At 48.1% G+C, this 24,534-nt stretch carries 18 protein-coding genes and 1 pseudogene; 16 read left to right on the forward strand and 3 right to left on the reverse strand.

All coding sequences use genetic code 11. The features are described 5' to 3' along the window. Position 1 precedes the first annotated feature (1 nt). Positions 2–103: pseudogene (locus HW560_RS11825) on the forward strand (LuxR C-terminal-related transcriptional regulator); the annotation flags it as partial. Between the two features lie 519 nt (positions 104–622). On the opposite strand, the gene HW560_RS11830 reads toward HW560_RS11825, so the two are convergent. Beyond that, the gene (locus tag HW560_RS11830) at positions 623–976 is read right to left on the reverse strand and encodes a hypothetical protein (protein WP_179263206.1); all 354 of its coding nucleotides are present in this window, start codon (positions 974–976) and stop codon (positions 623–625) included. 242 nt (positions 977–1,218) lie between these two features. On the opposite strand from HW560_RS11830, the gene HW560_RS11835 reads away from it, so the two are divergent. From HW560_RS11835 to HW560_RS11865, 7 genes are all read left to right on the forward strand, one after another. Beyond that, complete coding sequence (locus HW560_RS11835; RefSeq protein ID WP_090904427.1) at positions 1,219–2,082, forward strand: MurR/RpiR family transcriptional regulator; 864 nt, start codon at positions 1,219–1,221, stop codon at positions 2,080–2,082. Positions 2,083–2,086: 4 nt separating this feature from the next. Continuing rightward, complete coding sequence (gene nagB, locus HW560_RS11840; RefSeq protein WP_179263208.1) at positions 2,087–2,815, forward strand: glucosamine-6-phosphate deaminase; 729 nt, start codon at positions 2,087–2,089, stop codon at positions 2,813–2,815. Next, positions 2,812–4,029, forward strand: a complete 1,218-nt coding sequence (gene nagA, locus HW560_RS11845) for an N-acetylglucosamine-6-phosphate deacetylase (protein WP_257031859.1) — start codon at positions 2,812–2,814, stop codon at positions 4,027–4,029. The genes nagB and nagA overlap by 4 nt, the downstream gene beginning before the upstream one ends. 363 nt (positions 4,030–4,392) lie before the next feature. Then, positions 4,393–5,799, forward strand: coding sequence for a spore germination protein (locus tag HW560_RS11850; RefSeq protein WP_179263210.1), 1,407 nt, complete (start codon positions 4,393–4,395; stop codon positions 5,797–5,799). Positions 5,800–5,839: 40 nt separating this feature from the next. After that, the gene (locus tag HW560_RS11855; protein WP_177185887.1) at positions 5,840–6,955 is read left to right on the forward strand and encodes a GerAB/ArcD/ProY family transporter; all 1,116 of its coding nucleotides are present in this window, start codon (positions 5,840–5,842) and stop codon (positions 6,953–6,955) included. 18 nt (positions 6,956–6,973) lie between these two features. Continuing rightward, positions 6,974–8,149, forward strand: a complete 1,176-nt coding sequence (locus HW560_RS11860) for a Ger(x)C family spore germination protein (protein WP_179263212.1) — start codon at positions 6,974–6,976, stop codon at positions 8,147–8,149. Between the two features lie 48 nt (positions 8,150–8,197). Beyond that, a complete protein-coding gene (locus HW560_RS11865) occupies positions 8,198–8,416 on the forward strand; it encodes a hypothetical protein (protein WP_090904421.1) in 219 nt (72 codons plus the stop codon). Positions 8,417–8,496: 80 nt separating this feature from the next. Here HW560_RS11865 and HW560_RS11870 read toward each other — a convergent pair whose 3' ends face one another. Next, the gene (locus HW560_RS11870) at positions 8,497–8,694 is read right to left on the reverse strand and encodes a hypothetical protein (RefSeq protein ID WP_256222467.1); all 198 of its coding nucleotides are present in this window, start codon (positions 8,692–8,694) and stop codon (positions 8,497–8,499) included. 203 nt (positions 8,695–8,897) lie between these two features. Between HW560_RS11870 and HW560_RS11875 the strand changes: the two genes are divergently transcribed. Beyond that, entirely contained in the window at positions 8,898–9,269 is a 372-nt protein-coding gene (locus HW560_RS11875; RefSeq protein WP_053783145.1) for a hypothetical protein, read from the forward strand. 631 nt (positions 9,270–9,900) lie between these two features. On the opposite strand, the gene HW560_RS11880 is transcribed toward HW560_RS11875, so the two are convergent. Then, positions 9,901–11,256: a dipeptidase gene (locus HW560_RS11880; protein ID WP_179263214.1), complete on the reverse strand. Its 1,356-nt coding sequence runs from the start codon at positions 11,254–11,256 to the stop codon at positions 9,901–9,903. A gap of 230 nt (positions 11,257–11,486) precedes the next feature. Here HW560_RS11880 and HW560_RS11885 point away from each other — a divergent pair, with 230 nt between their 5' ends. The 7 genes from HW560_RS11885 to HW560_RS11915 all read left to right on the forward strand — a co-directional run bounded on the left by HW560_RS11885 (position 11,487) and on the right by HW560_RS11915 (position 24,412). Then, positions 11,487–13,889, forward strand: coding sequence for a helix-turn-helix domain-containing protein (locus HW560_RS11885; protein ID WP_179263216.1), 2,403 nt, complete (start codon positions 11,487–11,489; stop codon positions 13,887–13,889). A gap of 331 nt (positions 13,890–14,220) precedes the next feature. Further along, entirely contained in the window at positions 14,221–15,150 is a 930-nt protein-coding gene (locus tag HW560_RS11890) for an ABC transporter permease (RefSeq protein WP_179265783.1), read from the forward strand. A 38-nt stretch (positions 15,151–15,188) separates the two neighbouring features. Then, on the forward strand, positions 15,189–16,076 hold the full coding sequence (locus tag HW560_RS11895; protein ID WP_024632531.1) for a carbohydrate ABC transporter permease: 888 nt from the start codon (positions 15,189–15,191) through the stop codon (positions 16,074–16,076). Between the two features lie 18 nt (positions 16,077–16,094). Next, the gene (locus HW560_RS11900) at positions 16,095–17,600 is read left to right on the forward strand and encodes an extracellular solute-binding protein (RefSeq protein ID WP_090904418.1); all 1,506 of its coding nucleotides are present in this window, start codon (positions 16,095–16,097) and stop codon (positions 17,598–17,600) included. A gap of 232 nt (positions 17,601–17,832) precedes the next feature. Then, the gene (locus HW560_RS11905) at positions 17,833–21,183 is read left to right on the forward strand and encodes a glycosyl hydrolase (RefSeq protein WP_179263218.1); all 3,351 of its coding nucleotides are present in this window, start codon (positions 17,833–17,835) and stop codon (positions 21,181–21,183) included. A 170-nt stretch (positions 21,184–21,353) separates the two neighbouring features. After that, positions 21,354–22,178: a polysaccharide deacetylase family protein gene (locus tag HW560_RS11910; protein WP_257031862.1), complete on the forward strand. Its 825-nt coding sequence runs from the start codon at positions 21,354–21,356 to the stop codon at positions 22,176–22,178. 56 nt (positions 22,179–22,234) lie between these two features. Continuing rightward, on the forward strand, positions 22,235–24,412 hold the full coding sequence (locus HW560_RS11915) for a glycoside hydrolase family 88/105 protein (protein ID WP_257031863.1): 2,178 nt from the start codon (positions 22,235–22,237) through the stop codon (positions 24,410–24,412). The last annotated feature ends 122 nt before the right edge of the window (positions 24,413–24,534 follow it).

Genomic DNA, 24,534 nt, shown 5'->3' on the forward strand with positions numbered 1-24,534 from the left:
GTGTGTTTCAAACCATATTTCGAATGTGATGCAGAAACTCAATGTTAAGGGTCGTTCGCAAGCAGTTGTAGAGCTGATTAAGCTCGGAGAACTGAAGATTTAGTTGCGATACTGCACAGTTGATTGAAGCAGCATGAAAGTCTTTCTCTATTCTTCATGATGAAGAATGGGGAAAGACTTTTTTGTTTAAAGTTTGAAAGCGAAAACAAGCGAATCTTCAAAGTGAAGAAATCGCTTGTTTTGAATAGATATTCTCAGAAATCTAAATTCAGAAGTTGCTCATCGCAGTCCGCTATTCGGGTTAGCTCAGATTTTGGATATCCTAGCCGCTTTGTCTTTTCACAGCACCAACTACAGGAACAATGGATTTTGCCTTTGGCAAAAATTCCTTCGAACTTGTAGGACCAACCGTACCGATTAGCAAGCTGTTTTTTACGTTGAATAACACGCTTTCTGTGGTGCCTGTAATAGGCTTGATTTCTTTGCTGAGATTTCATGGATCATCACGCTCCCTTGGGAAAAGGCTCAGCCCGCAGAAATTCCAAGGGTAACAGATTGCTACGGGCAGAGCGTGATGCGAATCACAACCATAATCGTAATCGTATATGGCATAAGGGTTCACCTACATATCGTTATTGGAATGCTCCTCAATAAAGAACCTCCATTTTTTCTTTGAAAAAGGCTGATAGAAGAGCTGCTCCAATTCCCCGTATTGTGTCTCATCTAGGTGCAAATAGATTGCTTTTTTCGCGATTTTGGCAGCTGGTTGGGAGGAAGATTTTGTACCGCCAGTTTTACGTTTGATTGGAATATGAAACTGCAGCAAGTCTGCGAGGTTATTCCAACCTTCCCAGCTCAATCGTGCTCCGCGTTTCCAGTCGATGGCATAGAGGACATAGTATTTACGAGCTTCGGTCTGTTTTATGGCAATAATCCAGGTGGAAGGAATCATTTTTTGACGTTGTCGTCGATTCATCGAGTGTACTCCTTCCTTAAAAAATGAAATATCCACATTCGCTTCAAGTTCATCTCCAATATAATCGGAATCCCAATTCTTAATCAAGAAGATGACTTCTCAAAATTTCATCATACATACCGTGAATACATGGTTAAAATCCTCTTGATTTGCAACAACGTATTGATTAAAATGAAAATATAAAAATAATTTTCTTTATTTATAATAAATTAATAAAAATAATTTTCATTAAAGGAGAACTCATGGCAGCCATACTACATGCGTTGCAGCAAGAGCTGAATGAACTTCCGTCTCAGGAACGACGAATTGCAGAGGTGATTTTACAGTCCCCATCTGATATTCCTGGCTGGACCATTAACCATCTTGCGCAGCAAAGCGGAACAAGTGCGGCTACGGTAACCCGCTTTTGCAAATCATTCCATTTCAAAGGTTTTCCTGATTTCAAAATGAAGCTGGCCGCAGAATTGTCTCATTCCACCAATGAAACAGCATATCAGGATATCGTGGCGGGCAATCCTTTGTCCAAAATTGTGGAAGCTATCGAAGCCAATCATCTTGCATCCATTGCGGATACCACTCGTTTGCTGGATTTAGGAAGGCTGGAGCATGCAGTTCAGTTATTATGTCAAGCCCGTCGTATTGACCTTTACGGTGTTGCCACCTCTTCCATTGTTACGCAGGATTTCTATCAGAAACTTGTACGGATCGGCAAAAGCTGTACCGCCTTCTCAGATTCACATATGCAAATTACGTCGGCTTCTTCACTGGGGGAGGGAGATGTGGCGATGGCGGTATCCTATTCGGGGGAAACGCCGGAGACGATCGATGCCTTGCATTGTGCCAAACAGGCGGGAGCTTCCACCATTTCACTGACATCCTATGGCAATAACAAACTTGCGGCGGTGTCGGATATTCCGCTCTTTACGTCTTCATTGGAAGAAGGCATGAGGCGGGGGGATATGGCTTCACGTATAGCACTGCTGCATGTCGTCGATATTCTGTTCACGGGCATGGTTAGTGCCGACTTTGACCGTTTTATCCCCAAATTGGAACAATCGTATCACAATGTACAGTCTTATCGAGTCCAACATAACGGAGGTGCCTAAGAAGATGAATATACGTATTTTTGAAAATGAAGAAGATTTGAACGCAACGGGTGCAGGTGTGATTGCCAGTTTGCTACAGACGAAACCCCGGGCTGTACTGGGACTCGCGACGGGAAGTTCTCCTGTGGGTATCTATAAACAGCTTATTGCTTTGTATCAGAAAGGTCTGGTCAGCTTTGCGCAGGCATCTTCCTTCAATCTGGATGAATATGTCGGTCTTCCTGTAGAGCATCGCGAAAGCTACCGCAGCTTTATGAATGAACAATTGTTTTCCCATATTGATATCGATCTCGCCAGAACCCAAGTGCCGGACGGGCAGGCTTCGGATTTGGGTGAGGAATGTGTTTCCTATGAACAACGGATTGATGATCGGGGGCCTGTAGATCTGCAGCTATTGGGTATCGGACATAATGGTCACATTGGCTTCAATGAACCCGGAACCGAACTCACAGGACGGACACATGTGGTGAATCTCAAAGAAGAGACAAGAAAAGCAAACGCCCGCTTTTTTAATCGTATTGATGAAGTTCCAACTCAGGCCATCACCATGGGTGTAGGTACGATTCTAAAAGCCAAACAAATTTTGCTGATCGCCCGTGGTGAGGAGAAAGCCGAAATTATTCGTGAAGCCTTTATGGGGCCGATTACAACACAATGTCCAGCATCGCTGCTTCAGTGTCATCCCAATGTGGTGGTATTGCTGGATCGTGCTGCCGGGAGGTTGGTGAAATGAACGTAGAACCTATGGAAAACCAGGAGCAAGAGAGTGAAAAAACCATTTTCCTGCTTCGAGGTAAAATCGTACTGCCTGATGGTGTAATGGAGGACGGTGTACTTGTATGGACGGAGGGGAAAATCCTTTATGCTGGCGCACCTGAGGGACTATCTGAACAGATTCGCCGTGAAGCCTTATCTGTGCCTGTTTCCAAGCACGGTGTCATTGTCCCTGGGTTTATAGATATCCACGTACATGGTGGTAATGGAGAAGATTTTATGGACGCGAGTAAGGAAGTGTTGGATAAAATTACTTCATTCCACAGCACACAAGGGACCACTGCAATGCTGGCAACGTCCATGACAGCGCCCAAAGACAGTCTGGATCGGGTATTGGCTGAAGTGGACAGCTACCGTTCCGGTGACATGCCTTTTGCACAGTTGGAAGGCGTACATCTGGAAGGCCCGTTTTTCAGTCCTAAGTGGCCTGGCGCACAAAATCCGGATCATATCGTATTGCCTAATGTCTCCTGGCTCGAGGCGTGGGAAAAACAATATCCTGGCCTGATCCGTCAAGTTACCCTTGCGCCGGAACGTGAGGGAGCGCTGGAAGTCATTTCGTGGCTGCGCGATCAGCGAATTACAGCGGCATTAGGGCATACGGATGCGACCTATGAAGAGGTACAGCTTGCAGTCGAAGCCGGGCTGCACCATGCAGTGCATACGTTCAATGCGATGACACCGCTGCATCACCGGAATCCCGGAGCTGCCGGAGCGGTACTCAGTGATTCCCGCATCAGTGCAGAAGTCATTGCAGACGGTATCCATGTGCATCCAGCGGCGATCTCCCTCATCGCACAATTGAAGCAATCTACCGATCAAATCGTACTGATCACGGATGCCATGTCTGCTGCCGGGCTGGATGATGGTGAATACAAAATTGGCGATCTGCCTGTGATTGTTACGGAAGGTGTGGCACGTTTGAAAGACGGAGGCGCCCTGGCCGGAAGTACGCTTACGATGATTCGCGGTTTCCGCTACCTGGTACAGGAAGTAGGCCTGAGTCTGAATGCAGCTTCACGCGCAGCCAGCCTGACGCCGGCACGTCTGCTCGGCATTGATCATCGGACCGGTTCCTTTGCGAAAGGAAAACAGGCGGACGTCGTTTTGCTGAATGGTGATTTGGAAATTGAGGAAGTGTGGGTGAAAGGAAAGAACTTAAAATTTATGTAGAATGATTCGATAAATAAAGGTACACCGGACGATTGGGTTCGTCTGTAACATGAAAAGAAGCACCTTCTTGTATAGTAAGAAGGTGCTTCTTTTGAGATGAATGAAAGACCGCTCGTGTTATTTTATATCTGGATAAGAATCCGCTTCCGGTTCTGGTCGCGCTTGTTCACAGGGACGATAATTCTTCGTCTTCTTCAAGCAAATTATCGGCAAACGGATAGCCGGGATATTCATTGAATCGGAGTCACTCATAGAGTGGCTCTTTTCGCGATGTCTGCCGTATATTTCACGGGGCGGAAGCAAATGATATCTTTTACTGAGAATAAATGGACGAGATTAGAGCAGGCCAAGGAGGAAAATACGATGGACGCTACAACCAAACAGCAGGAATTGCCTTTGAGCGGCCGTCTTGTGATGGATGAGGAGACATTGCGCTCCGTGTTTGCCGATTGCGCAGATATCGTATTTCATCCGTTTGACACCGCGTGCTCTATCTCGGCAATTTGCGTGTATTGTGTGGGTTTATGCGACACGGAGCGGCTGGAACGTCAAGTGCTGACGCCTTTGCAGGAAATCGGAATAGAGGCGGCCCAGGTTCCGATGGCATCAGTCAAAACGGTCGAAACACCCTCTCAGGCTGTCCAAGCCATCTTGGAAGGGGAGGCGCTGCTGCTACTGGAAGGTTCAACCGTTGGCGTAACCTATCCGCTCTACAAAGCGGCCAATCGCTCTACGGAAGAGCCGCTCGCTGAATCAGCCGTCCGCGGTGCACGTGATGGGTTCACGGAATCTCTGCCCACGAATTTGTCTCTGCTCCGCAAACGCATCAAAACACCTGCGTTGAAACTTCTTACCCGCACGGTTGGGGAACGATCGAATACGAGCATCACTCTTGCTTATATGGAAGGCATTATTGATCCAAAACTGGTAGAAGAGGTCCAAAAACGGCTTGATAAGCTAAGGGTCCGAGACATATTGGAGAGTCAATATATCGAAGAAGATATTGTGGATCAGCGATTGTCACCATTCCCGCAGATGATAGCCACAGAGCGTCCGGACGTAGTCGCTTCGAACCTGTTTGAAGGTCGTTTTGCCATATTGGTTGATGGGACCCCCTTTACGCTGATTGCTCCCGTAACCCTATTTTCCATGCTGCAGTCTCCGGAGGATTATTATCAATATGTGTTTATGAGCGTCTTCTTGCGCTGGTTGCGCTATCTGTTCTACGCCCTGTCCATGCTGCTTCCTTCGGCTTACGTAGCCATTACGACTTATCATCAGGAGATGATTCCGACAGTGCTGCTGCTCAGTATCGCCAAGGCCAGAGAGGAGATTCCTTTCCCTGCTTTGGTGGAGGCGCTCATTATGGAGATTGCCTTTGAAGCTTTGCGTGAAGCAGGGGTGCGGTTGCCCAAACAGGTGGGTTCTGCGGTAAGTATCGTCGGTGCCCTGATTATTGGCCAAGCGGCGACGACAGCCGGCATTGTATCAGCTCCGATGATTATCATCGTTGCCATCACCGGAATCGCATCCTTCATGATTCCGCGTTATGCTGCCAGCATCGCGACGCGTCTGCTTCGCTTCCCAATCATGATCCTCGCAGGTACGCTCGGACTGACAGGTGTTATGCTGGGAATCATTCTAGTTGTCATCCATCTGAGCAGTCTTCGCTCATTCGGCACACCGTATCTGTCACCGCTTGCACCCACAATAGCGAATGAAGTCAAAGATGTATGGTGGCGTCCATCGCCATGGAACAAGCCGCGTTAATTTATTTTCAATCTCAAGCCATGAAGGAGGCAGGGTCATCATGTTAACCGATCAAGGAAAAATATCCGTGACACAATTGGCTTACATGATTTTCCCGGCTATCCTGGCGACATCGATTTTGTCGGTACCGGGAATCACGATGCATTATGCAGGTCATGATATGTGGATGACTCCGATTCTGGGATCGATCTTTGGGATTGCTGCAATAGGCATATCGTTTGGACTGCATCGGATGTATCCGGGGAAAACGCTTATACAATCCAGCGTACTGATTGCCGGACGAATCCCAGGAAAGGTATTGGGGCTGATCTATATCTTCTTCCTGCCTCATATCACTGGTTTAATTATCCGGGAATACGGCGAGTTCATATCCAATAATGCTCTTCCGCGCACCCCGATGTTTGTCATCATGGGTACCATGGTTATTGTGTGTGCCATTAATGTCAGACTGGGCATCGAAGTTGTCGGACGAACCGCCCAGGTCTTTGTGACGCTGCTGATTGTGCTCCTAGCACTCATTTTTATATTGCTGATCGGAGAGTTACATCCCGTTGAACTGTTTCCGTTTATGGAAAACGGACCGCTGCCCGTTATCCAAGGAGGCTTGGCTCCCGCTGCATGGTTCAGTGAGTACATCGTGCTGGCCTTTCTGCTGCCCTATGTGAATCAGCAAAAGAGGACAGTTCGTGTTATGCTCGGCTCGCTCTTTCTGACAACGATGGCCATGACGGTCACGAATATATTTTGTCTGTTCCTGATCGGGGACCTGACAGATACCTTTGTATTTCCGGTGATGATTGCTGCAAGGTACATCACGATTGCGGATTTTCTACAACATATTGAATCGATCATTATTGCCATATGGATATTCGGTATCTTTGTCAAAATCTCCGTGTTTCTGTACATCTTCGCGACTTCCACTGCGGAATGGTGCGGTATAAAAGATTATAAACCTCTCGTTGGACCGCTGGCATTCATGTCTTTGATATTTGCTTACTGGGTAGCAACAGGCGGGTCGGGTATATCCGGTTTAATCACAGCTTCAGCCAACCTCTATACCATCAGTATACTGTTAATCTTTCCGGCCCTCACCTATGGGCTAGCATGGCTTAAGAAGGGATGGTTACATGTGCGGAAGAAAAGGACGAATACCTGATCGGATGGAGGCAGGCTGATGCAAATATGGCAGCGTATCTTGATCACTGCACTCTGCTGTGTCCTGTTAAGCGGGTGCTGGGACCGTACCGAGATTAATGATCTGGCCATCGTGTTGGCAACAGGCGTGGATTATAAAGACGATAAAGTTGAACTGACCGCACAAATCTTCATTCCTCGTAAAGCCGGTGGAGGAGAAAGCACAGGTGGAGGCGGCAGTCCGAGCGGTGTCACATTAATTCGCACAGCAGAAGGGCGTACCATTGCAGAATCGCTTAACCGGCTGCAACGTAAAATTGCCCGAAATATGTTCTGGGGACATTGTGAAGCCATTGTGCTTAGTGAAGCTGCGGGCAAACACGGAATCCGTGAATATATTGATTTTTTCCTCCGTTATCCGCAGATTAGGGAACATGCTTATGTATTTTCCACCACAGAAGCTGCGAAAGATATCCTTGCCTTGCTTGATCCACTAGAGAGGAGTTCTGCCGAATCTCTGCGTGAAATGGCCAATATGAAACTGGGTACACGTACAACGGTGCTTGACTTGGCCAAATCCATCGAAGGACCTGGTGCTTCCGCCATCCTGTCGCGCATGTTGATTCTGCCACCGGAAGAAAATCAGGATAAATTGACAACCACGCCTTATATCAAGGGACTAAGTCTCTACAAAAATGATCGTTACATCAGAACCGTTACTGAACCGCTATCGGTTGGTGTACTATTGCTCGCCAAAGAATTGAACAACATCATTATGCCTGTAGATTTTGAGCAGTCCAAGGGTTCTTTTTCGATACGTCCTCTTGACATTCAAACGAAATATAAGCCGAAAATTTCGGGCGGACGCTGGAGCATGGCAGTTGACATTCAGACACGAGGCGAAGTGGTGTTAAACACGACAGATGAGAACCTTACCGACCCTGCGGTGCTGAAAAAACTGGAACAGGCATGGTGCAAGAAACTCTCCAAAATGGCTGAAAATGCTTTGCGCATGTCCCAACAGGAGATGCATACCGATTTGTACAAATTTGCGGTGGAATTTCGCAGATATTACCCGAAACAGTGGAAAGAACAGCAGAAAAACTGGGAAACGATCTATTCCGAACTTGACGTGAAGATAAAGGTGAAGGCCAATGTGGTACGTACTGGCAAGTCCACTGGACCGCAGGGCATTCCTGATGAGGATGAGCATTGAACGTTCAAGTTTTCAGGCACGTAAATACGCAATCGGAAGGAGAATTTTATGAAGCTGGCGTCCGTTCTGGGCATACTGATACTCGCTGCAACAATCATCTATGTGGAGTGGAATTACAGTAAGGAGAAGAGAGCCAAGTGGCTTTCAGCAGGATTCACTTCTGTGAGTGCGTTGATTGGCATTGTGCTGCTTTTTGATTCGAACTTGCCAGGACCAAGTGATGTGGTTAAGCTTCTGTTTGGACGTGTGGATCAGATGATGAAATAACATAAGAAGAACCACACTCCGTTGCCGGGTAATGTGGTTCTTCTTTGTTTTGACATGTTGAATAAGATAAACGAACCAATCTATTCCTTGATGACGGAAGTATTAATGGCTTCTTCCATCTCGGCATCATACAAGCGGAAAATCCCTAATCTCCAGAAAGGCGCTCCCTTAAGATCAGAACGTTTGGCCAAGCCAAGCTTATCGTCTACGTAGGACGAGGTTTCACTGTTCAGACTGCGACGCAGGAGCTTTTGTTTAGGGACACCCACACTTAGCAAGTTGAATAGCCTCATGGACCCATGTAGATTATATTCATGCACTGAATTGCGTTATAAACGCATTTAGATTTCCTAGTTATTCCATTTAAAACACAATATTTCAAACTATAAACACTGTATTTATACGTGAAACTCTGTAATGTGATAAAATAGATCTCAAAAAAGCCGGGATCTGCGGATCACGCATTACGGAGGCGTGAAACATGGAACGTAACGCTATGCTCGAATTCGACCCGTTCATCACAGAGCTGGCGGAGAAGCTGCACGTACACGGATATTATGCCTTTTATGGCGAGCACTACAATGAGACCGATATGGAGCAGTACCGCAGACACCTATTCACCTCATTCAGCAATATCGTATGGGTGGAGCTGGATGCACGCAAAAAGTATATGATTGTGGATCACCGTGGACGCAACACGGTTATGAAATTAATCGACGGTATGCTGAACACCCGTAGAACGCTTCGGGCCAATCTGGCGATGGCTGGTACAGACACCTCCGAAGTCCAGCAGGAAATTACGCACATGATGCAGCTTGTGCATATGTTAAATTTCACAACCTTCCGTTCATAAGTGGAGATACAAGAGTAGAATCTGGTGGATGTCTCCGGAAGTTGGTTTGCTTCAACTGGACACAACGCTAATGAATCTGTCGCACCTTATTGTGAGGATTAGTCTGGATCGGAATGGCTAACGAACGTCAGCCACGTTAATTCAGTAAAAACCTGATGAATGACATGCAAAACAAGGGAATAAAGCGTCTACGATTCGTTAATTCGCCGAAACTGCGGATTTACGTCGAATAGCACGTGCTAGGTTCGTTAAAAGGTAAATAACGAGCCGTTGCGAATGTATCCAGATCTACCAATCACAAAAGGGGTGTGCCGTCCATATTTATGGCGGCACACCCCTATTTATATAACTACCCACTACCCATCATTTGTAAAGTAAGCTCAGTCTTAAAATAAGTTCATGGAAAGCTGCAAAGTAGTGAAGGAGACGAAATCGATTCTGTAGAAGCGGAGCGTTTGCCTAAAAGCTTTCTGCAAGAAAGCTACTTCGGAAGCATATGCTATCGTCGGATTTTACCCTTTGAGAAGGGGAATCCAAAAAATCCGACGATAACAGCGATCGAAAGAACGATTCGTATCCGTAACGGCCACTTGCACGCTTTCCAATACTTATTTTTCACATGAACTATACTTTACAAACTTTTTAAAAACTGAACAATCGTCAACAACCCTTTATCAAAGTTCTCCAGGTTGAAATGCTCATTCGGTGCATGCAGATTCTCGTCTGGCAAACCGAAGCCCATCATAACAGCCGGGATACCAAGCACGCGTGAAAGTTTCTCCACGATCGGAATGGACCCGCCGTCTTTCGTAAACAGGGCACGAACACCGTACACTTGCTCATAAGCATCGGCTGCCTTTTGCAGGAATGGATTGGAAGGATCTGTATTGAAAGCAAAGGCTTTCTCAATCTGTTTTATATCCAGCGTTGCGCCTGGTTGGACGTGAGCGCGCAGATGTGCTTCGATACGGTCCAGCACATGCTGTGGATCTTGATCCGCAACAAGGCGGCAGGTAATTTTGGCATGAGCTTCCTTCGGAATAACGGTTTTGGTGCCTTCACCTTGGAATCCGCCCCATACGCCATTCAGTTCCAGGGTCGGACGTGCGCCAACACGTTCCACGAACGAGTAACCTTCTTCCCCATACAATTGCTCCAGTCCAAGGTCTTGACGAAGCTGTTCTTCATTGAAGCCTTGCTTCACGAACTCTTCTCTCATCTCAGGAGAGAGCGGCAAAACGCCATCATAGAAACCATCTACGCTCACGCGGCCTTGCTCATCATGCAGCGAAGCGAGCAGGGACACCAATGCGTGCAGGGCGTTCGGTACACCGCCTCCAAATGAACCGGAATGCAGGTCCGTGTTGGCTGTGTTCAGATCCACTTCGAGCGAGCAAAGACCACGCAGACCCGTGGAAATGGCCGGTTTTCCTTTTTCGAGCAAGGACGTATCCGAGATCAGTACCATGTCTGCACGCAGCTTGTCTGTATTGTCGTTCAGGTAGATCGGCAGGTTCGGGCTGGAGATTTCCTCTTCGCCTTCGATGCAGAATTTCACATTAACGGGAAGTTCCTTGTTTTCGGCAAGCAGAGCTTCAACCGCCTTGATATGTATGAAGATTTGTCCTTTGTCATCCGTAGCACCGCGTGCAAACAGCTTGCCGTCCCGAACGGTAGGTTCGAATGGAGGTGTTTCCCACAGGTTAAGCGGATCGACAGGCTGTACATCATAGTGTCCATAGATCAGTGCGGTTGGTTTGCCGGGTGCATGCAGGTGATCTGCATATACAATCGGATGTCCCGCTGTTGGAATAACCTCTACATTTTCCATACCTGCACGAGTGAGTGCATCTGCAGCCCATTGTGCCGCACGGTTAATATCCTCTTTATGTGCCGAAATGGCTGAAATACTTGGAATGGACAACCATTCGTTTAATTCTGCCAGATGTTTCTCTCTATTTTCTTGAAAATAAGTTTGTTCCTTCATTAAAAGGCCTCCTTCATGTTTTGCTTTATCCTATTGTAATCCATTTCGATGCGTTAATAAAACATTGGTTAAAAAATGCTCTGCTGCATACCGTTTCATTCCCCTGGAAATTATGCGTATAATACAAGAAACGGATTTCATCCATATATTCTCATGTAAACCATTCAGCAGGGGAGTTGAGGGAGTTCCCATGACAGTCAGACCATACGCAAGCAGGCAGGTGAGCGCAGATGGAACCAGTTAGGAAGGGAAGGTCCTCCGGCATACTCACGCGTTGGCCAGGGTTAACCACAGGACGACATAAAGGGCGTTTTTATCGAAATAGTCTGATGCTTATTCTGCTCATTGCCAGCATTCCCGGACTGATTACAGGCATCGTGATGTACCAGTTGGTCGTTGGCCGGATGGAAAATGAATTTAATCAGATGCACCAAAGCCAGATTGAGAACCGGGCGCGCAACGTGGACGACCAACTCGCTTATCTGGAGATGACCTTGTCCCATTGGGCTTTTGAACCCAGGTTTGGCAATGCGCTGCGAACGCTGGATTTTGTGTATTATTTCAACGAAACACAGGAGATCGTCACCACACTGTACGTGCTGCAAGGCTCTCATCCGCTCATCAAATCCGCGCAGCTATATTTACAGGAACCGAAACCGATTTTGTTTAACCGGGATTATAACGCGTTGAAGGATAAAGCCAAAATACAGGCCTATGATCGCTATCTGACGATGGGCAACCATGTGTATTGGACAGACTGGATTGCGAGCCAGAGTAGTGATAAGGCATCTCAAGCAAATGGTAGTATCCTGCATACCGATCCGGGTAATGCACTGGTTCTTGTACATAAGATTCCGGGTGAAAGCATTAATCCATTTGGTGCCCTAATTATTACACTGGATAATGACAAAGTCGCCAGCTTGTTGAAAACGCTTACTCCATATGATGAAGGGGTAACCTTTCTCATGGACCAGCAGGGCAATACACTGGTTACCGGTAATCCGGCAGAAGGGAAGGCCGACCTTGCTTTTGAGCAGCAGCTCAAAGAAGAAATTGCCCTGAATTCAGACGCGCATTCCTTTCTTTTCAAATATGAGGACGAAACTTATTCGGTGTCCTATGGATCATTGAGTCGGATTGATTCGGACTGGACATATGTCTCCGCAGCTCCGCTGACATCGGTGACCTCGCCCGTGAAGCTCGTATCCAAAATTATTGTCATTGCGAGTGCAGGCAGTCTTATCCTGGGATTGGTATTATCCTGGTTTGCTTCACGCAGAATATATTCCCCCGTAGCAAGGATGTTACATCTATTGACGCCGGGCAGGAATGAAGCAACAACAGATACCAGGCTGGATGAATTCCAGTTGCTGGAACAGCAATGGAACGAATTGACTTCGCAGAGTCTGACCGCCCGTCGGCAGTTGCAGGAGCAGCTTCCCCATTTGCGGGACAGCTTTGTATTACAACTGGTGCAGGGGCATCTGTATGCCTATAACGAGCAGGATCTCCAGCAGCGGATGAGGAATCTTGGCTTTGAGGTGGAAGGCCAGCAGTTTTTGCTGCTTCAGATGTATTTTACGGGCTATGCCCAGTTACAGGGTCGATTTGGGAGCCAGGATACGGGGCTGGTTACCTTTGCGGCAGTGAATATCATTGAAGAAGTGGCCAAAAATGTTTTCAGTCAATTTAGTGTGATGAACTTTCACGACCTGTCTTCAGCCATGCTTGTGATTGCTCCCAATGACGAGCCAGTGAAATCACAAGCGTTATTATGGGGACAAGAGCTGGTGGAGGTCATAGGTCAGACTTTGAAAATGAACGTGACGGTAATCGTAAGCCGCCCGGCTGCTTCTCCTCAGGAATTACCGGGATTATTCATGGAGATGGAGCAGGCGGTTGCTTATCGCAGCGTGGAAGACGGGAGCCAGATTCTCGATCTGGAGGATGAGCAATGTTTCCGCAGAACCGAAGAAGCCTCGTATCCGCTGGGGCTGGAACGTGAGATTCTTCAGGCAATCAGGCTTGGGAAGAAGGAAGAGTCTGAGCGTGTACTGGAGCAATTTATGACCGAGATCACCCGAGCGGGCAGTTCCGAATTCCAGGTGCAGCAGATGATGCTTCAATTACTGGGAAGTATTCAGCATATGATGCTGCAGACCGGAGTAACGCCTTACAAGCTGTTTGGTGGCTGCAACATGTATGAGCGCTTGTCCACGATTCGCGAACCTGCACAAATGATGAAATGGATGATGGGAGAAGTATTGCTGCCATATGTGCAGGAGATTGAGATGCGATCCCAGGAGCCTCTGAAGCAGGTAGTGGAACGTACGATGTTGTTTATTGATGAGAATTATAGAAACGAACTTTCCCTGGAAGGCTGTGCAGATGCGGAGCAGATGACCCCTTATACATTAAGCAAGGCGTTCAAGCAGGTATCCGGTATGAATTTCATTGATTATTTAACACGGGTACGAATGGATGCGGCGAAGCAAATGCTGCGTGAGACCACGATGAAAATCAATGATATCGCAGGCGCTGTTGGATACCAGCACAGTTACTTTAATCGGATTTTCAAGAAACAGGAAGGTTTAACGCCGAGCCAGTATCGGGATCAATGGCAGGGTAAATAAACCTGTTTATCAGAGTTCATCACGGACCGGAATCCCGCTTCAGGGGCTCCGGTTTTTCATGTTTCACCTTTGGAACAAAGAAGGATAATACTGCAAAAATGTGCAATAACCTCTACCTCAATATGTCCAAATTGAATTAGAAATGGCGTTATAGCGGGCTTTCGGGCCGCTTTGCACAACCATGCAAAAAATGAAGGTTGCCGGAAACAGGGCAGCTGTATAGTCTGAATAACAGATCAATTGATAACGCTTACATAAATAGGGAGGGGAGACATTTATGAACGGGAAGACGGACTGGAATGGAAATGGCGCTACAGCAGCTCAAGTGGAAATGGCCGCATTGCCCATTAAGCGGAAGTCCAACTGGAAGAGGCAGATCAAACGAAATAGATGGCTGTATGTGCTTGTGCTTCCCGGATTTTTGTACTTTGTCATTTTTAAATATTTGCCCATGTGGGGGATCGTTATTGCCTTCCAGGATTATCAGCCTTTTCTGGGCATTCGCGACAGTCAATGGGTGGGCATGGAGAACTTTACGAATTTCTTCTCCAATCCGGACTTCTTCCGTTTGCTGAGGAATACGCTCGTCCTTGCCCTATATGATCTTATATTCTTTTTCCCGGCACCGATTATCATCGCTTTGTTACTCAATGAAATCCGGGTCGCATTCTTCAAAAGAACGATTCAGACACTGGTTTATGTACCTCACTTTGTATCCATGGTCATTATCGCAAGTATCACTTATGTATTTCTGACTCCGCAAGGCGGGGTATTATATGACCTGATCTCCTGGATCACAGGCAAACCGATCGATGTATTGGCTAGTCCGGGGTCATTCCGTCCGCTCATTATTGTTCAGATGATGTGGAAAGAGATGGGCTGGGGAACGATTATCTTCCTCGCAGCACTTGCAGGTGTGGATACAGAGCAGTATGAAGCTTCCATTGTGGATGGTGCAGGTCGATTACGGCGCATGTGGCACATCACGCTTCCAGCGATCCGCACGACCATTGTTATCTTGCTCATTCTCAGGCTGGGGAACTTCCTGGATACCGGCTTTGAACAAATCTATCTGATGACCAACTCGCTGAATCGTGATGTGGCAGATGTATTTGATACGTATGTATACACCGTTGGGATTACGCAAGGGGCATTCAGTTACAGTACCGCGGTCGGGTTATTCAAGTCTGTGGTCGGCATTATTCTGGTGCTGGGCAGCAACAAACTGGCCAAGAAATTCGGGCATCCCGGAATCTATTAAACGTGTGTTGAGATCCATTCATAAGGAGGAAATCGCCCATGAACAGCCGTCTATACAACAGCCCTGCCGGCAGAGTGTTTGATATTTTCAATTACGTCATGCTGGGGATTCTGGGCATATTAACCGTCCTTCCTTTCCTGTATATTATAGGAAATTCATTCGCGACTGAAGCCGAGATAACCGAACGCAGTTTTTTCCTTATTCCGAAGGTGTTTTCATTCAGTGCGTATGAGTATATTTTTTCCTCGTCCACCATCTTCCGCAGTATAGGGGTTTCAATATTTGTTACAGTTGCAGGTACATTGGTCAATCTCTTCTTCACGCTGACGATGGCTTACCCGCTGTCCCGAAGTGACTTCTGGGGCCGGAATGTCATGATGAACATGGTAATTTTCTCTATGCTATTCGGCGGCGGGATGATCCCGACCTATCTCGTCATTCGTGGACTTGGACTTCTGGATTCCTATTGGGCCCTCATGCTTCCTGGCGCGATTAGCGCTTTTAACTTAATTGTTGTCAAAAACTTTTTTCAACAAATGCCGCCAGGGCTGGAGGAAGCGGCCCGCATCGACGGCTGTTCGGATCTTGGGGTACTGTGGCGAATTGTTCTGCCATTATCCAAACCGGTGATTGCCACATTTGCGTTATTCTATGCCGTAGGGCATTGGAATAACTTTTTTTCGGCACTCCTGTACATTTCCGACAGTGACAAATGGCCATTGCAAGTCATGTTGAGACAGATCGTTCTGCTCTCGCAGGCCAGTGTCGGAGATATGGCGAACATGGACCCCAATTTTGTACAGCCACCAGAGCAGTCCATTAAAATGGCGGTTATTGTGGTCGGTACCATTCCGATTTTGCTGGTGTATCCGTTTTTGCAGAAGCATTTTGCCAAAGGTGTCATGTTAGGTTCAATCAAAGGCTAAAGCCAAGGGGGAGAACGTATGGGACAAAAGACGGGATTCAAAAAAGGCGTATTGCTACTCTCTGCATCATTGGTATTGAGTACGATTCTGGGAGCTTGCTCCACGGACAAAGCAGGTTCAGGAACAGCTGCGGGTGGCACGAATCAGATCACGATCATGCTTCCGAACTTTGAAGCGGAGAATCCGCCGGATAACAGTCCTGTGATTCAGAAGCTTGAGGAATTGACCAAGATGGATGTGAATCTGCAATGGGTACCGAGCAGCTCTTATGAGGACAAATTCAATATTACGCTGGCTTCGGGCAAGCTGCCCGATGTTATGGTTGTGCTGGGCAAGTCCCCAAGTTTCATTAATGCGGCTCGTACCGGGGCTTTCTGGGAGCTTGGACCTTATTTGAAAGACTATCCGAACCTGAGCCAGATGAATGAAATTATTACCAACAATGCTTCCATCGATGGCAAAACCTATGGCATCTACCGCGCACGTGCTCTGGGACGTAACGGTGTCACGATCCGCAAGGATTGGCTGGAGAAGCTCGGTCTGGAAGAGCCAAAGACCATTGACGAGTTCTACAACGTATTGAAAGCGTTCACGAAGGATGACCCGGACGGCAACGGCAAAGACGACACCTACGGTCTGGTGGCAAGCAAGTTCACGGGTCCTTGGGATAACATGCAGATATGGTTTGGTGCACCCAACAAGTGGGGCGAGGATGGTAACGGAGGTTTGATACCGGCGCATGAGACACCAGAGTATATGGAAGCTCTGAAATTTTTCCGCCAAATCTATAGCGAAGGTTTGGTCAACAAGGACTTTGCCGTGATGGATGCGACGAAACTGCCTGATCCTTTTGTGAACGGGCAAGCAGGCGTGATGGTGGATGTGGCGGATAACGCACAGCGTATGGATCAGAAAATATTGGAGAAAGATCCGTCAGCAACCGGTCACGTGGATGTGCTTCAAGCGATGGAAGGTCCAAAGGGATTGCGCGATATGCCAACATCCGGCTATTCCGGCATGATCGCCATTTCCAAAAGCAGTGTCAAAACGGAAGAAGATCTGAAAAAGGTGTTGAGTTTCCTGGATCAACTAAATGAACCTGAATTGCAGGCGCTGCTGGGGAACGGACTGGAAGGCAAGCAGTATGAGAAAAAAGAGGGTTACATCATTCCGACCACGGACAAACTGGCGCTACGAGATGTACAGGGTTTGAACCAGATCCTCATGTTTATTCCAGAGGATAAAACACTTCGTGTGCAGCAGACCCCTGTTCGTGAAAAGGTTGCACAGGTGCAGAAAGCCAATGAGGAGATCGTCATTGCCAATCCTGGCGAACCGCTGATTTCCGATGTGTATGCGCAGAAAGGACCACAGCTGGATAACATTATTAATGATGCCCGTATCAAATTCATCGTGGGGCAGATAGATGAAAAAGGCTTCCAGGATGCTGTTGCATTGTGGAAAAGCAGTGGCGGCGATGACTATGTCAAAGAAGTGAATGAGCTGTACGCTGCACTGAAGTAGTTTGATGTTCCAGAGCCCGGCAGCCTTGCTTGTAGTGCAAAGGTGCAGCCGGGCATTTCCGTATATGCATAGTTCAGGACAATTAAAACCATCTTCATCTCTGTTTTTGTGATTTATAGCTTCCAGTCTTTGGATTTTGATGTATAATCAATGCGAAACAAACCTATTTGAACTTAAATGAACGTTATCGGTAGATGGACGACCACTCTTGCACATACAGGGAGGAAGCGACATGTGGAACGGGGATGCATTTGAAAATCCCGAGGCGCAGTACCGGGTTCATCCCTTTTGGTTTTGGAATGGGGATATGGAAGAAGAGCAAATCAAACGGCAAATAGCCGAAATGTCCGCACAGGGCGTAGGTGGTTTTTTCATCTGTCCACGTCAGGGGCTGGAGATTCCCTATCTGTCCGAAGCATGGTTTGACAAAGTACGGATTGCAGTGGAAGCGGCGGCCGCCTGCGGCATGCAGGTATGGTTATATGACGAGTATCCCTATCCAAGCGGGATGGCTGGCGGTGAGGTGACACTTGATTTTCCTGAGGCGAAGCAGCGCCAGCTTGTACATCAGCACATTTGTGTTCATGGCCGAGAAACAGTGGATCATGAGTTGCCGTGGGGTCGAATTTTAGTGGCGAAGGCAATACCCAAGGATGCGCAGGGCCAAAGATTGTGGCATGAATCCATTGATTTGCGCAGTAACATCGGCAATATCCAGACTGATCAGGTGTATCAGGAGACAGGACTCACGTCGTATAATCGCAAGCGGTTTTTTACATACCGAACGGCTTTTCGCCTGTTGTGGAAAGCTCCCGCTGGGGAATGGGACGTGATTATATTTCAGGAAGAAGAGGTGCATGATTTCAAATATTACGGCAACTTTGTAGACCCGTGTCACAAAGAAGCGATGAGCCGTTTTATTGAACTGACCCACGAACGGTATAAGGAAGCCGTTGGAGAACAGTTTGAAAGCGTAATTAAAGGTATGTTCTCCGATGAAATTGCGCCGCTTGGGCGTATCCCCTGGTCTCCACAGCTTCCTCACTATTTCAGTGAACGCTGCGGTTACAGTCTGATCGAGTCGCTACCCGGTCTGCTGCATGGCGATGTCCCAGATGCAGAACGAATTCGGTATGACTTCTACCAGTCGTTACATCTGCTGCTCAGGGAGTCGTATCACAAACAGGTACATGACTGGTGCGAAAAAGCAGGGATTCAGTATGCGGCAGAAGTGCCCGGGGTAAGGATGACCACGCAGTTGTTTAGCCATATGCCAGGTGGAGATTCCGCGCACGAGAAAATCGGACGCCCCTTATCCTGGATTCTGGAACGGTATGGCAAAAAAATGCGCGACAATCCGAAGATGGTCAGCTCACTTGCCAGACAGTTGGGACGAAGCCGTAATCTGATTGAGTGTTTCCACAGTGTAGGCTGGTCGATGACCTTACAGGATGCCAAATGGATGATTGACCGGATGGCAGCCATGGGTACCAACTTTTTTAATTTTCACGCCTTCTTCTATACCATCGACGGACTTGCCAAGCATGATGCACCGCCATCCCAGTTTATACAGAACCCGTATTGGCGTCATTTCCGGCAGTTGGGAGATTACGCGGGGCGTTTAAGCTATCTGATGAGCACCGGGACAGCGGACATTCGAATTGCCGTGCTTGATCCAACGACCACGTTCTGGAGCCTGATGGGAAATCCGTTACAAGGGTTCGAATATGGCGGAGAAGACGAAGCAGAACGGACGCAGCTGGATCGTCTCACGAACGATTGGATGCGGATCACCTCGCATCTGCTCGAAAACAGACGTGACTATGATCATCTGGACCCCGAGCTGTTAGCGGAAGCTGTGCTGGCAGAGGGCACGATTCAGATTGGCGCTGCACGTTATGAAGTGCTGATTCTTCCACCGATGCTGAACCTGGAGGCAGCAGCCTGGCAGCAGGTGAAGCAGTTCGTGGAACAGGGAGGAACGGTTATATCTGTAGGCATGCCGCCGTATGTAGCCATCCAGCCAGGAAGCCCTGTAGGAAATGAGGCCGCCCAATTCTTTGGTGCAGGCAACCAGCCGCATGAGGCATATTGGGGCAATGCGGACGAAACAGGTCATGACAGCAGCGAATTGATGTGGCAGCAGGGACAGGGAAATGCCTATTTTCTACCTGCGGGAACAGGTCGCGGGGATGACTTCTCCTTGGAACTGATCTCCCTGCTGCTGGATCAGGTACTGCCCGAACCGATCTGTTGGATCATGGAAGAAGAAAGTGCGTCGCTGCTTATGCAGACCCGTCAATTATCGGACGGAGAGTTTATGATCTTTTTGTCCAACCAGGAAGGACAACAACTTGAAGGGCAATTGAAAATGGTAGCCAAGCGCTTATGGACGGATGTGGATCTTTCAGCGGGTACAACTCTGCTGGCGGAACGGCTCAATCTGGAGAACGGACAGCATGAACCATTGCCGTTTACCAGCAGTGGTGGTGAATGGTGCATTTCGTTAAAGCTTGCTCCCTATGAAGCACATGCGGTAAGGCTTACTTTACAACATGCCCAAGAGGCATTAGAGGAGAATTCTTTTGCTCTGAATCAAACAGGGACGAAGTCTGGCGCGGGTCGTTTAGTTACTGAGACTGAGAACGCACCCTATACCATTCAGCTTCCTTCGGAAGGGCCATGGCGACTGGAAAGCGTACAGTCCAACACACTTCGCATGGGGCAGTTCAACGTAACAGCTTCCAATGACAACGGTGTAATTTTTGAACGTAATCATGTTGCAGTCAAACCGTTTATTGACCAGGCGGCGGAATTATCGGAGAACCATCATCTGCCGCTCCAGTTTAATCAGGTATTTGGCACACCGAAGAAAGCATCCGTTGCCTACCCAATCCAGTGCAAGTATACGACTACATTTGAGCTGAGAACGGCATTGGCAGAATGTCTGTTATTCATGGACAGGGCGGCGATATCAGGTGACTGGACCATGGAAATCAACGGAGAACCGATTGGACCCGATCAATTTGAGCCAATTGAAATTACCGATCACCATAATATTGGCTGCAATATAACTGCGTTGTTGCGCAACGGCCTGAATGAAATGACCGTTACCATACAGGTTACGAGGGATGAAGAAGGTATCGTTGATCCGCTGTATCTGCAAGGGAGGTTTGGCGTGGAATTCCATCATGAAGGCATGGTCTCTCTCGTTCGTGAGCCGGATACGGCGACTCGAATTGGACCTGAGCCACAGCCGTTTTATCCCCATTTTGCAGGAGAGATGAGTTACAAACGCAGCTTCTGGGTGAATCAGCCTACTGAAGAAGTCGCCTCCTTTGAACTGGAATTCAGCGACTGGCAGGTGCAGGATGTGGTAGAAGTACGGGTGAATGGTTACAGTCTGGGCGTTCGATGCTGGTCTCCATATCGCTGGAGGGGAGAAGTCTCCTGGCTGCGAGCAGGGGATAACGATATTGAAGTACGCGTTACCAATACATTAATCGGACTGCTGGAAGGTACGTATTTTGACTCGGGTAGCCACCGTTTGCTGGAAGCTGGTCATGTATCAGCTGAAGAATAAACCTCACAAGATAAACGGATTTATTCCTTAAGGAGTTAGAAGGATCGTTGATCTGCTGTTCTACAGCAAGGATAATGAAAAGCCGGAAAAAAGCAATTGAACGTACATTTACACGATAACGAAGAAACAGTGTGATTCATTCGCTATTGAAGAAGCAAGTGGGAGGAAAAATGATGGGACATCGTATCCAGTTTGACCGCTACCCGGGTGGCGTGATGAAGGCTTTGACGTTCAGTTATGACGATGGTGTGGTACATGATCGCAGACTGGTGGAAATTTTCAATCAACATGGACTGCGGGGCACATTCAATCTGAATTCCGGTACGCTGAGCAAGCCTGGCCGAATTGAGACGACAGAAGTTGCGGATTTATATGCTGGGCATGAAGTGGCTGTACATACGGTCACCCATCCCACATTGCCCTATGTCCCGGATGAGCTGCTGACCGAAGAGATCATGGAAGATCGGAGAGTGCTGGAACAGCTGGTCGGTTATCCGGTGCGAGGTATGGCCTACCCGAATGGGAGTTATGACCGTTCACTCAGCACCAAGCTCGAATGGCTTGGCATCGATTATGCACGCACGGTTGAATCCTACGGCAGGTACACACTGCCTGAGCGGCCGCTCGAATGGCATCCAACCTGCCACCACAACCATGATTTGACAACCCATGCCGAACGATTTATCCAGCATACGAAGACAGGTACGCCACTCCTGTTATATGTATGGGGTCACAGCTATGAATTCAATGATAACGACAATTGGCAGATTATTGAACAGTTTGCTGAGCAGATTGGCGGTCGGGATGACATCTGGTACGCCACAAACATCGAAGTGATTGCTTACTGGAAAGCGGTCAAACGCCTGGAATGTTCAGCAGACCGGTCGATTATCCACAATCCATCGGCTATCTCTGTCTGGTTTACGGCGGATCAGCAGGTGGTTGAAGTGAAGGCTGGCGAGACATTGCGACTAACCGAACGAATTAAGGTATAGGAAGGGAGCTGAAGATCATTCGTTATTTTCATGAGAACGAGGCGATTGCAGGCAAGGTGTATGATTCAATTCCGGATATGTTGACTACCGTGGCACAGCGTTATATTGGGGACCATCCGAAACACTCCTTTTTGTTCCGAGCGTACCACCGTGGAGGCTTCCGTAGACTGGGGGATTATCGTTATGATCTGAATTTGGATGCCAAATGGAAAGAGGCTCGTGCAGGACAGTACGTGTACGTATGGGGCAAGTTGTGGAGCCAGCAGGAGGCTACGTTAAATACGGGACTGAACTGTTACAGTCCGGTGACGGTCTATGTGAACGGAGAAGAGATTTTCAAATCGGAGCTGTTGCAGGAGTTATTTCCCGAGCGCATAACCCAGATTCCGATTTCCGTGAAATATGGCTGGAACGATGTGCTGCTTTGTTTTGTAAAAACTGAGGTGGGATTCGGCGGGATCTACGGAACGGCCTCATTTAAAAACTTTCCGCTTCACTTCCTCACACCTGGTTTGGACCGCCAAGGACAGGAGGGCTGGCTGTACTCGGAACCAGTCGATGAACCTTTATCATCACTCCCTCGTGATGGCATGACTGAAGAAGAAACGGGCCTCTCCTGGTATCCGCGCAGGGACTGGACAGAAGGGGAACAGAACGCTGGAGCTTTCGCCAGAATCTTTGGGACAGAGCAGCCTGCTGTTGCGTACGCATGGTCCAAACTGGATGTCATCCAACCGGGATCGACACCTGTTCTTCTGCAAGGAAAACATGAAGGTGCCCTCACCCTGTACGTTGATGGCAAGGAGATATATTCCGCTGGGCAAAGCGGTAATTTCCGCGTTGAACTGCCTCGCCGATACGGTGGTTCTGATCTGGTAGCGAAAGGTGAAACCAAGGCTGGGAGCGAGTTGTGGGGATTTACACTGGAAGATGCGAAGACCTCAGGGACGAAAGGCTGGAGATTAAGACCACCTCATCCGGTTGCAGGATGCCACGATGCGTGGCTGTTTACGGGTGTATTTTCCCCAGGCTCTGAACCATCTCCCCAAGATATTGTGGTAACAGATACTGTATTTGATGATGGAACCCAAGGCGTATACTGGCATGTGGATCTTCCTGAAACGAGTGTCCGTCCCTATTTGGAAAATACCCACTATGGCAAATGGAATTATCCACTCGGGGTCACCCTGCTTGGACTTCTTCAGATTGGCCAGGAGTTGGGACGTGACGACTATGTTCAGTATGTGCGTGACCATATCGGCCTGAGTACGTCGTTTGACCGTTATGGTCTATGGGATCGGGAAGGGTACGGCGCCGCGGGAATCAATAATCAGTTGTCTGCGATCGACAGTCTGGATGACTGTGGTTCGTTTGGATCTACTTTGCTGGCAGCGATGGAACTCGGCGACATTCGTGGGGGGAGAGATACCGCAGATCGTATTGCGGGCTATATTACGGATGAACAGGAACGTCTGGACGACGGAGCCTTTTACCGTGTTCGTGGCAGCGGAGAGATGCGCCAGGAAACGATGTGGTGTGATGATCTGTATATGAGCACACCTTTCCTGATGCGGTACGGTCAGTTGACGGGAGATACTTCTTATTGGGATGATGCGATCAACCAGTTCCTCATGTTCCGCAAATATCTGTATATTCCTGAACAACAGATCATGTCCCACGTGTATGATTTTGTGCGTGGACGGGCGACAGGCATACCATGGGGGCGCGGGAACGGATGGGTTCTGTTTTCGCTAACCGAACTACTGTCGATTCTGCCAAGCGATCACGTCAAACGGCCGGAACTGCTGGGCTTCTACCGGGATCTATGTCAGGGGTATCTGGCGCTGCAAGGTGAAAATGGTCTCTGGCATCAGGTGCTGAACCGCCCGGATTCGTATGAGGAAACCTCCTGCACGTCCATGTTCATCTACGCCTATGCCCGCGGTATTCGTGAAGGCTGGCTGGAGCAGCCAGCGGCCTACTTGGATGCGGTACGCAAAGGATGGGAGGGTATGACCCATCTGTCCATTGATTACAAAGGCAATGTGTACGGTGTATGCCGGGGTTCCGGTTACTCCTTTACCGCACTTTATTACCGGGATGATCTGGGATGGATTCTGAACGATACGCACGGTATTGGCATTGTGCTTCTGGCCGGGATTGAGGTGCATAAAATGAACCAGCAGCTGAGCCGGATTTCGTTCGACTCTTCGGTTACAGCTGCACAACGCTAGTACAGCAATCATGAGTTCATCTGCATATAACCTAACGACAAATAAAGCGGCACAGCCTTAATGGCTTACCGCTTTTTTCGTTATGAATGGAAATATTCAATTAAGATTCCAAATTAAACGTG

This window comes from Paenibacillus sp. E222 (genome assembly GCF_013401555.1).
Taxonomy (GTDB): domain Bacteria; phylum Bacillota; class Bacilli; order Paenibacillales; family Paenibacillaceae; genus Paenibacillus.

Bases quoted from the DNA above. Each gene is read 5' to 3' on its own strand.
- nagB (WP_179263208.1), top strand. From the start codon at position 2,087: ATGAATATACGTATTTTTGAAAATGAAGAAGATTTGAACGCAACGGGT.
- HW560_RS11865 (WP_090904421.1), top strand. From the start codon at position 8,198: ATGAAGCTGGCGTCCGTTCTGGGCATACTGATACTCGCTGCAACAATC.
- HW560_RS11830 (WP_179263206.1), bottom strand. From the start codon at position 976: ATGAATCGACGACAACGTCAAAAAATGATTCCTTCCACCTGGATTATT.
- nagA (WP_257031859.1), top strand. From the start codon at position 2,812: ATGAACGTAGAACCTATGGAAAACCAGGAGCAAGAGAGTGAAAAAACC.
- HW560_RS11905 (WP_179263218.1), top strand. From the start codon at position 17,833: ATGTGGAACGGGGATGCATTTGAAAATCCCGAGGCGCAGTACCGGGTT.
- HW560_RS11880 (WP_179263214.1), bottom strand. From the start codon at position 11,256: ATGAAGGAACAAACTTATTTTCAAGAAAATAGAGAGAAACATCTGGCA.
- HW560_RS11855 (WP_177185887.1), top strand. From the start codon at position 5,840: ATGTTAACCGATCAAGGAAAAATATCCGTGACACAATTGGCTTACATG.
- HW560_RS11850 (WP_179263210.1), top strand. From the start codon at position 4,393: ATGGACGCTACAACCAAACAGCAGGAATTGCCTTTGAGCGGCCGTCTT.
- HW560_RS11885 (WP_179263216.1), top strand. From the start codon at position 11,487: ATGGAACCAGTTAGGAAGGGAAGGTCCTCCGGCATACTCACGCGTTGG.
- HW560_RS11890 (WP_179265783.1), top strand. From the start codon at position 14,221: ATGGCCGCATTGCCCATTAAGCGGAAGTCCAACTGGAAGAGGCAGATC.
- HW560_RS11835 (WP_090904427.1), top strand. From the start codon at position 1,219: ATGGCAGCCATACTACATGCGTTGCAGCAAGAGCTGAATGAACTTCCG.
- HW560_RS11900 (WP_090904418.1), top strand. From the start codon at position 16,095: ATGGGACAAAAGACGGGATTCAAAAAAGGCGTATTGCTACTCTCTGCA.
- HW560_RS11910 (WP_257031862.1), top strand. From the start codon at position 21,354: ATGATGGGACATCGTATCCAGTTTGACCGCTACCCGGGTGGCGTGATG.
- HW560_RS11875 (WP_053783145.1), top strand. From the start codon at position 8,898: ATGGAACGTAACGCTATGCTCGAATTCGACCCGTTCATCACAGAGCTG.
- HW560_RS11860 (WP_179263212.1), top strand. From the start codon at position 6,974: ATGCAAATATGGCAGCGTATCTTGATCACTGCACTCTGCTGTGTCCTG.
- HW560_RS11895 (WP_024632531.1), top strand. From the start codon at position 15,189: ATGAACAGCCGTCTATACAACAGCCCTGCCGGCAGAGTGTTTGATATT.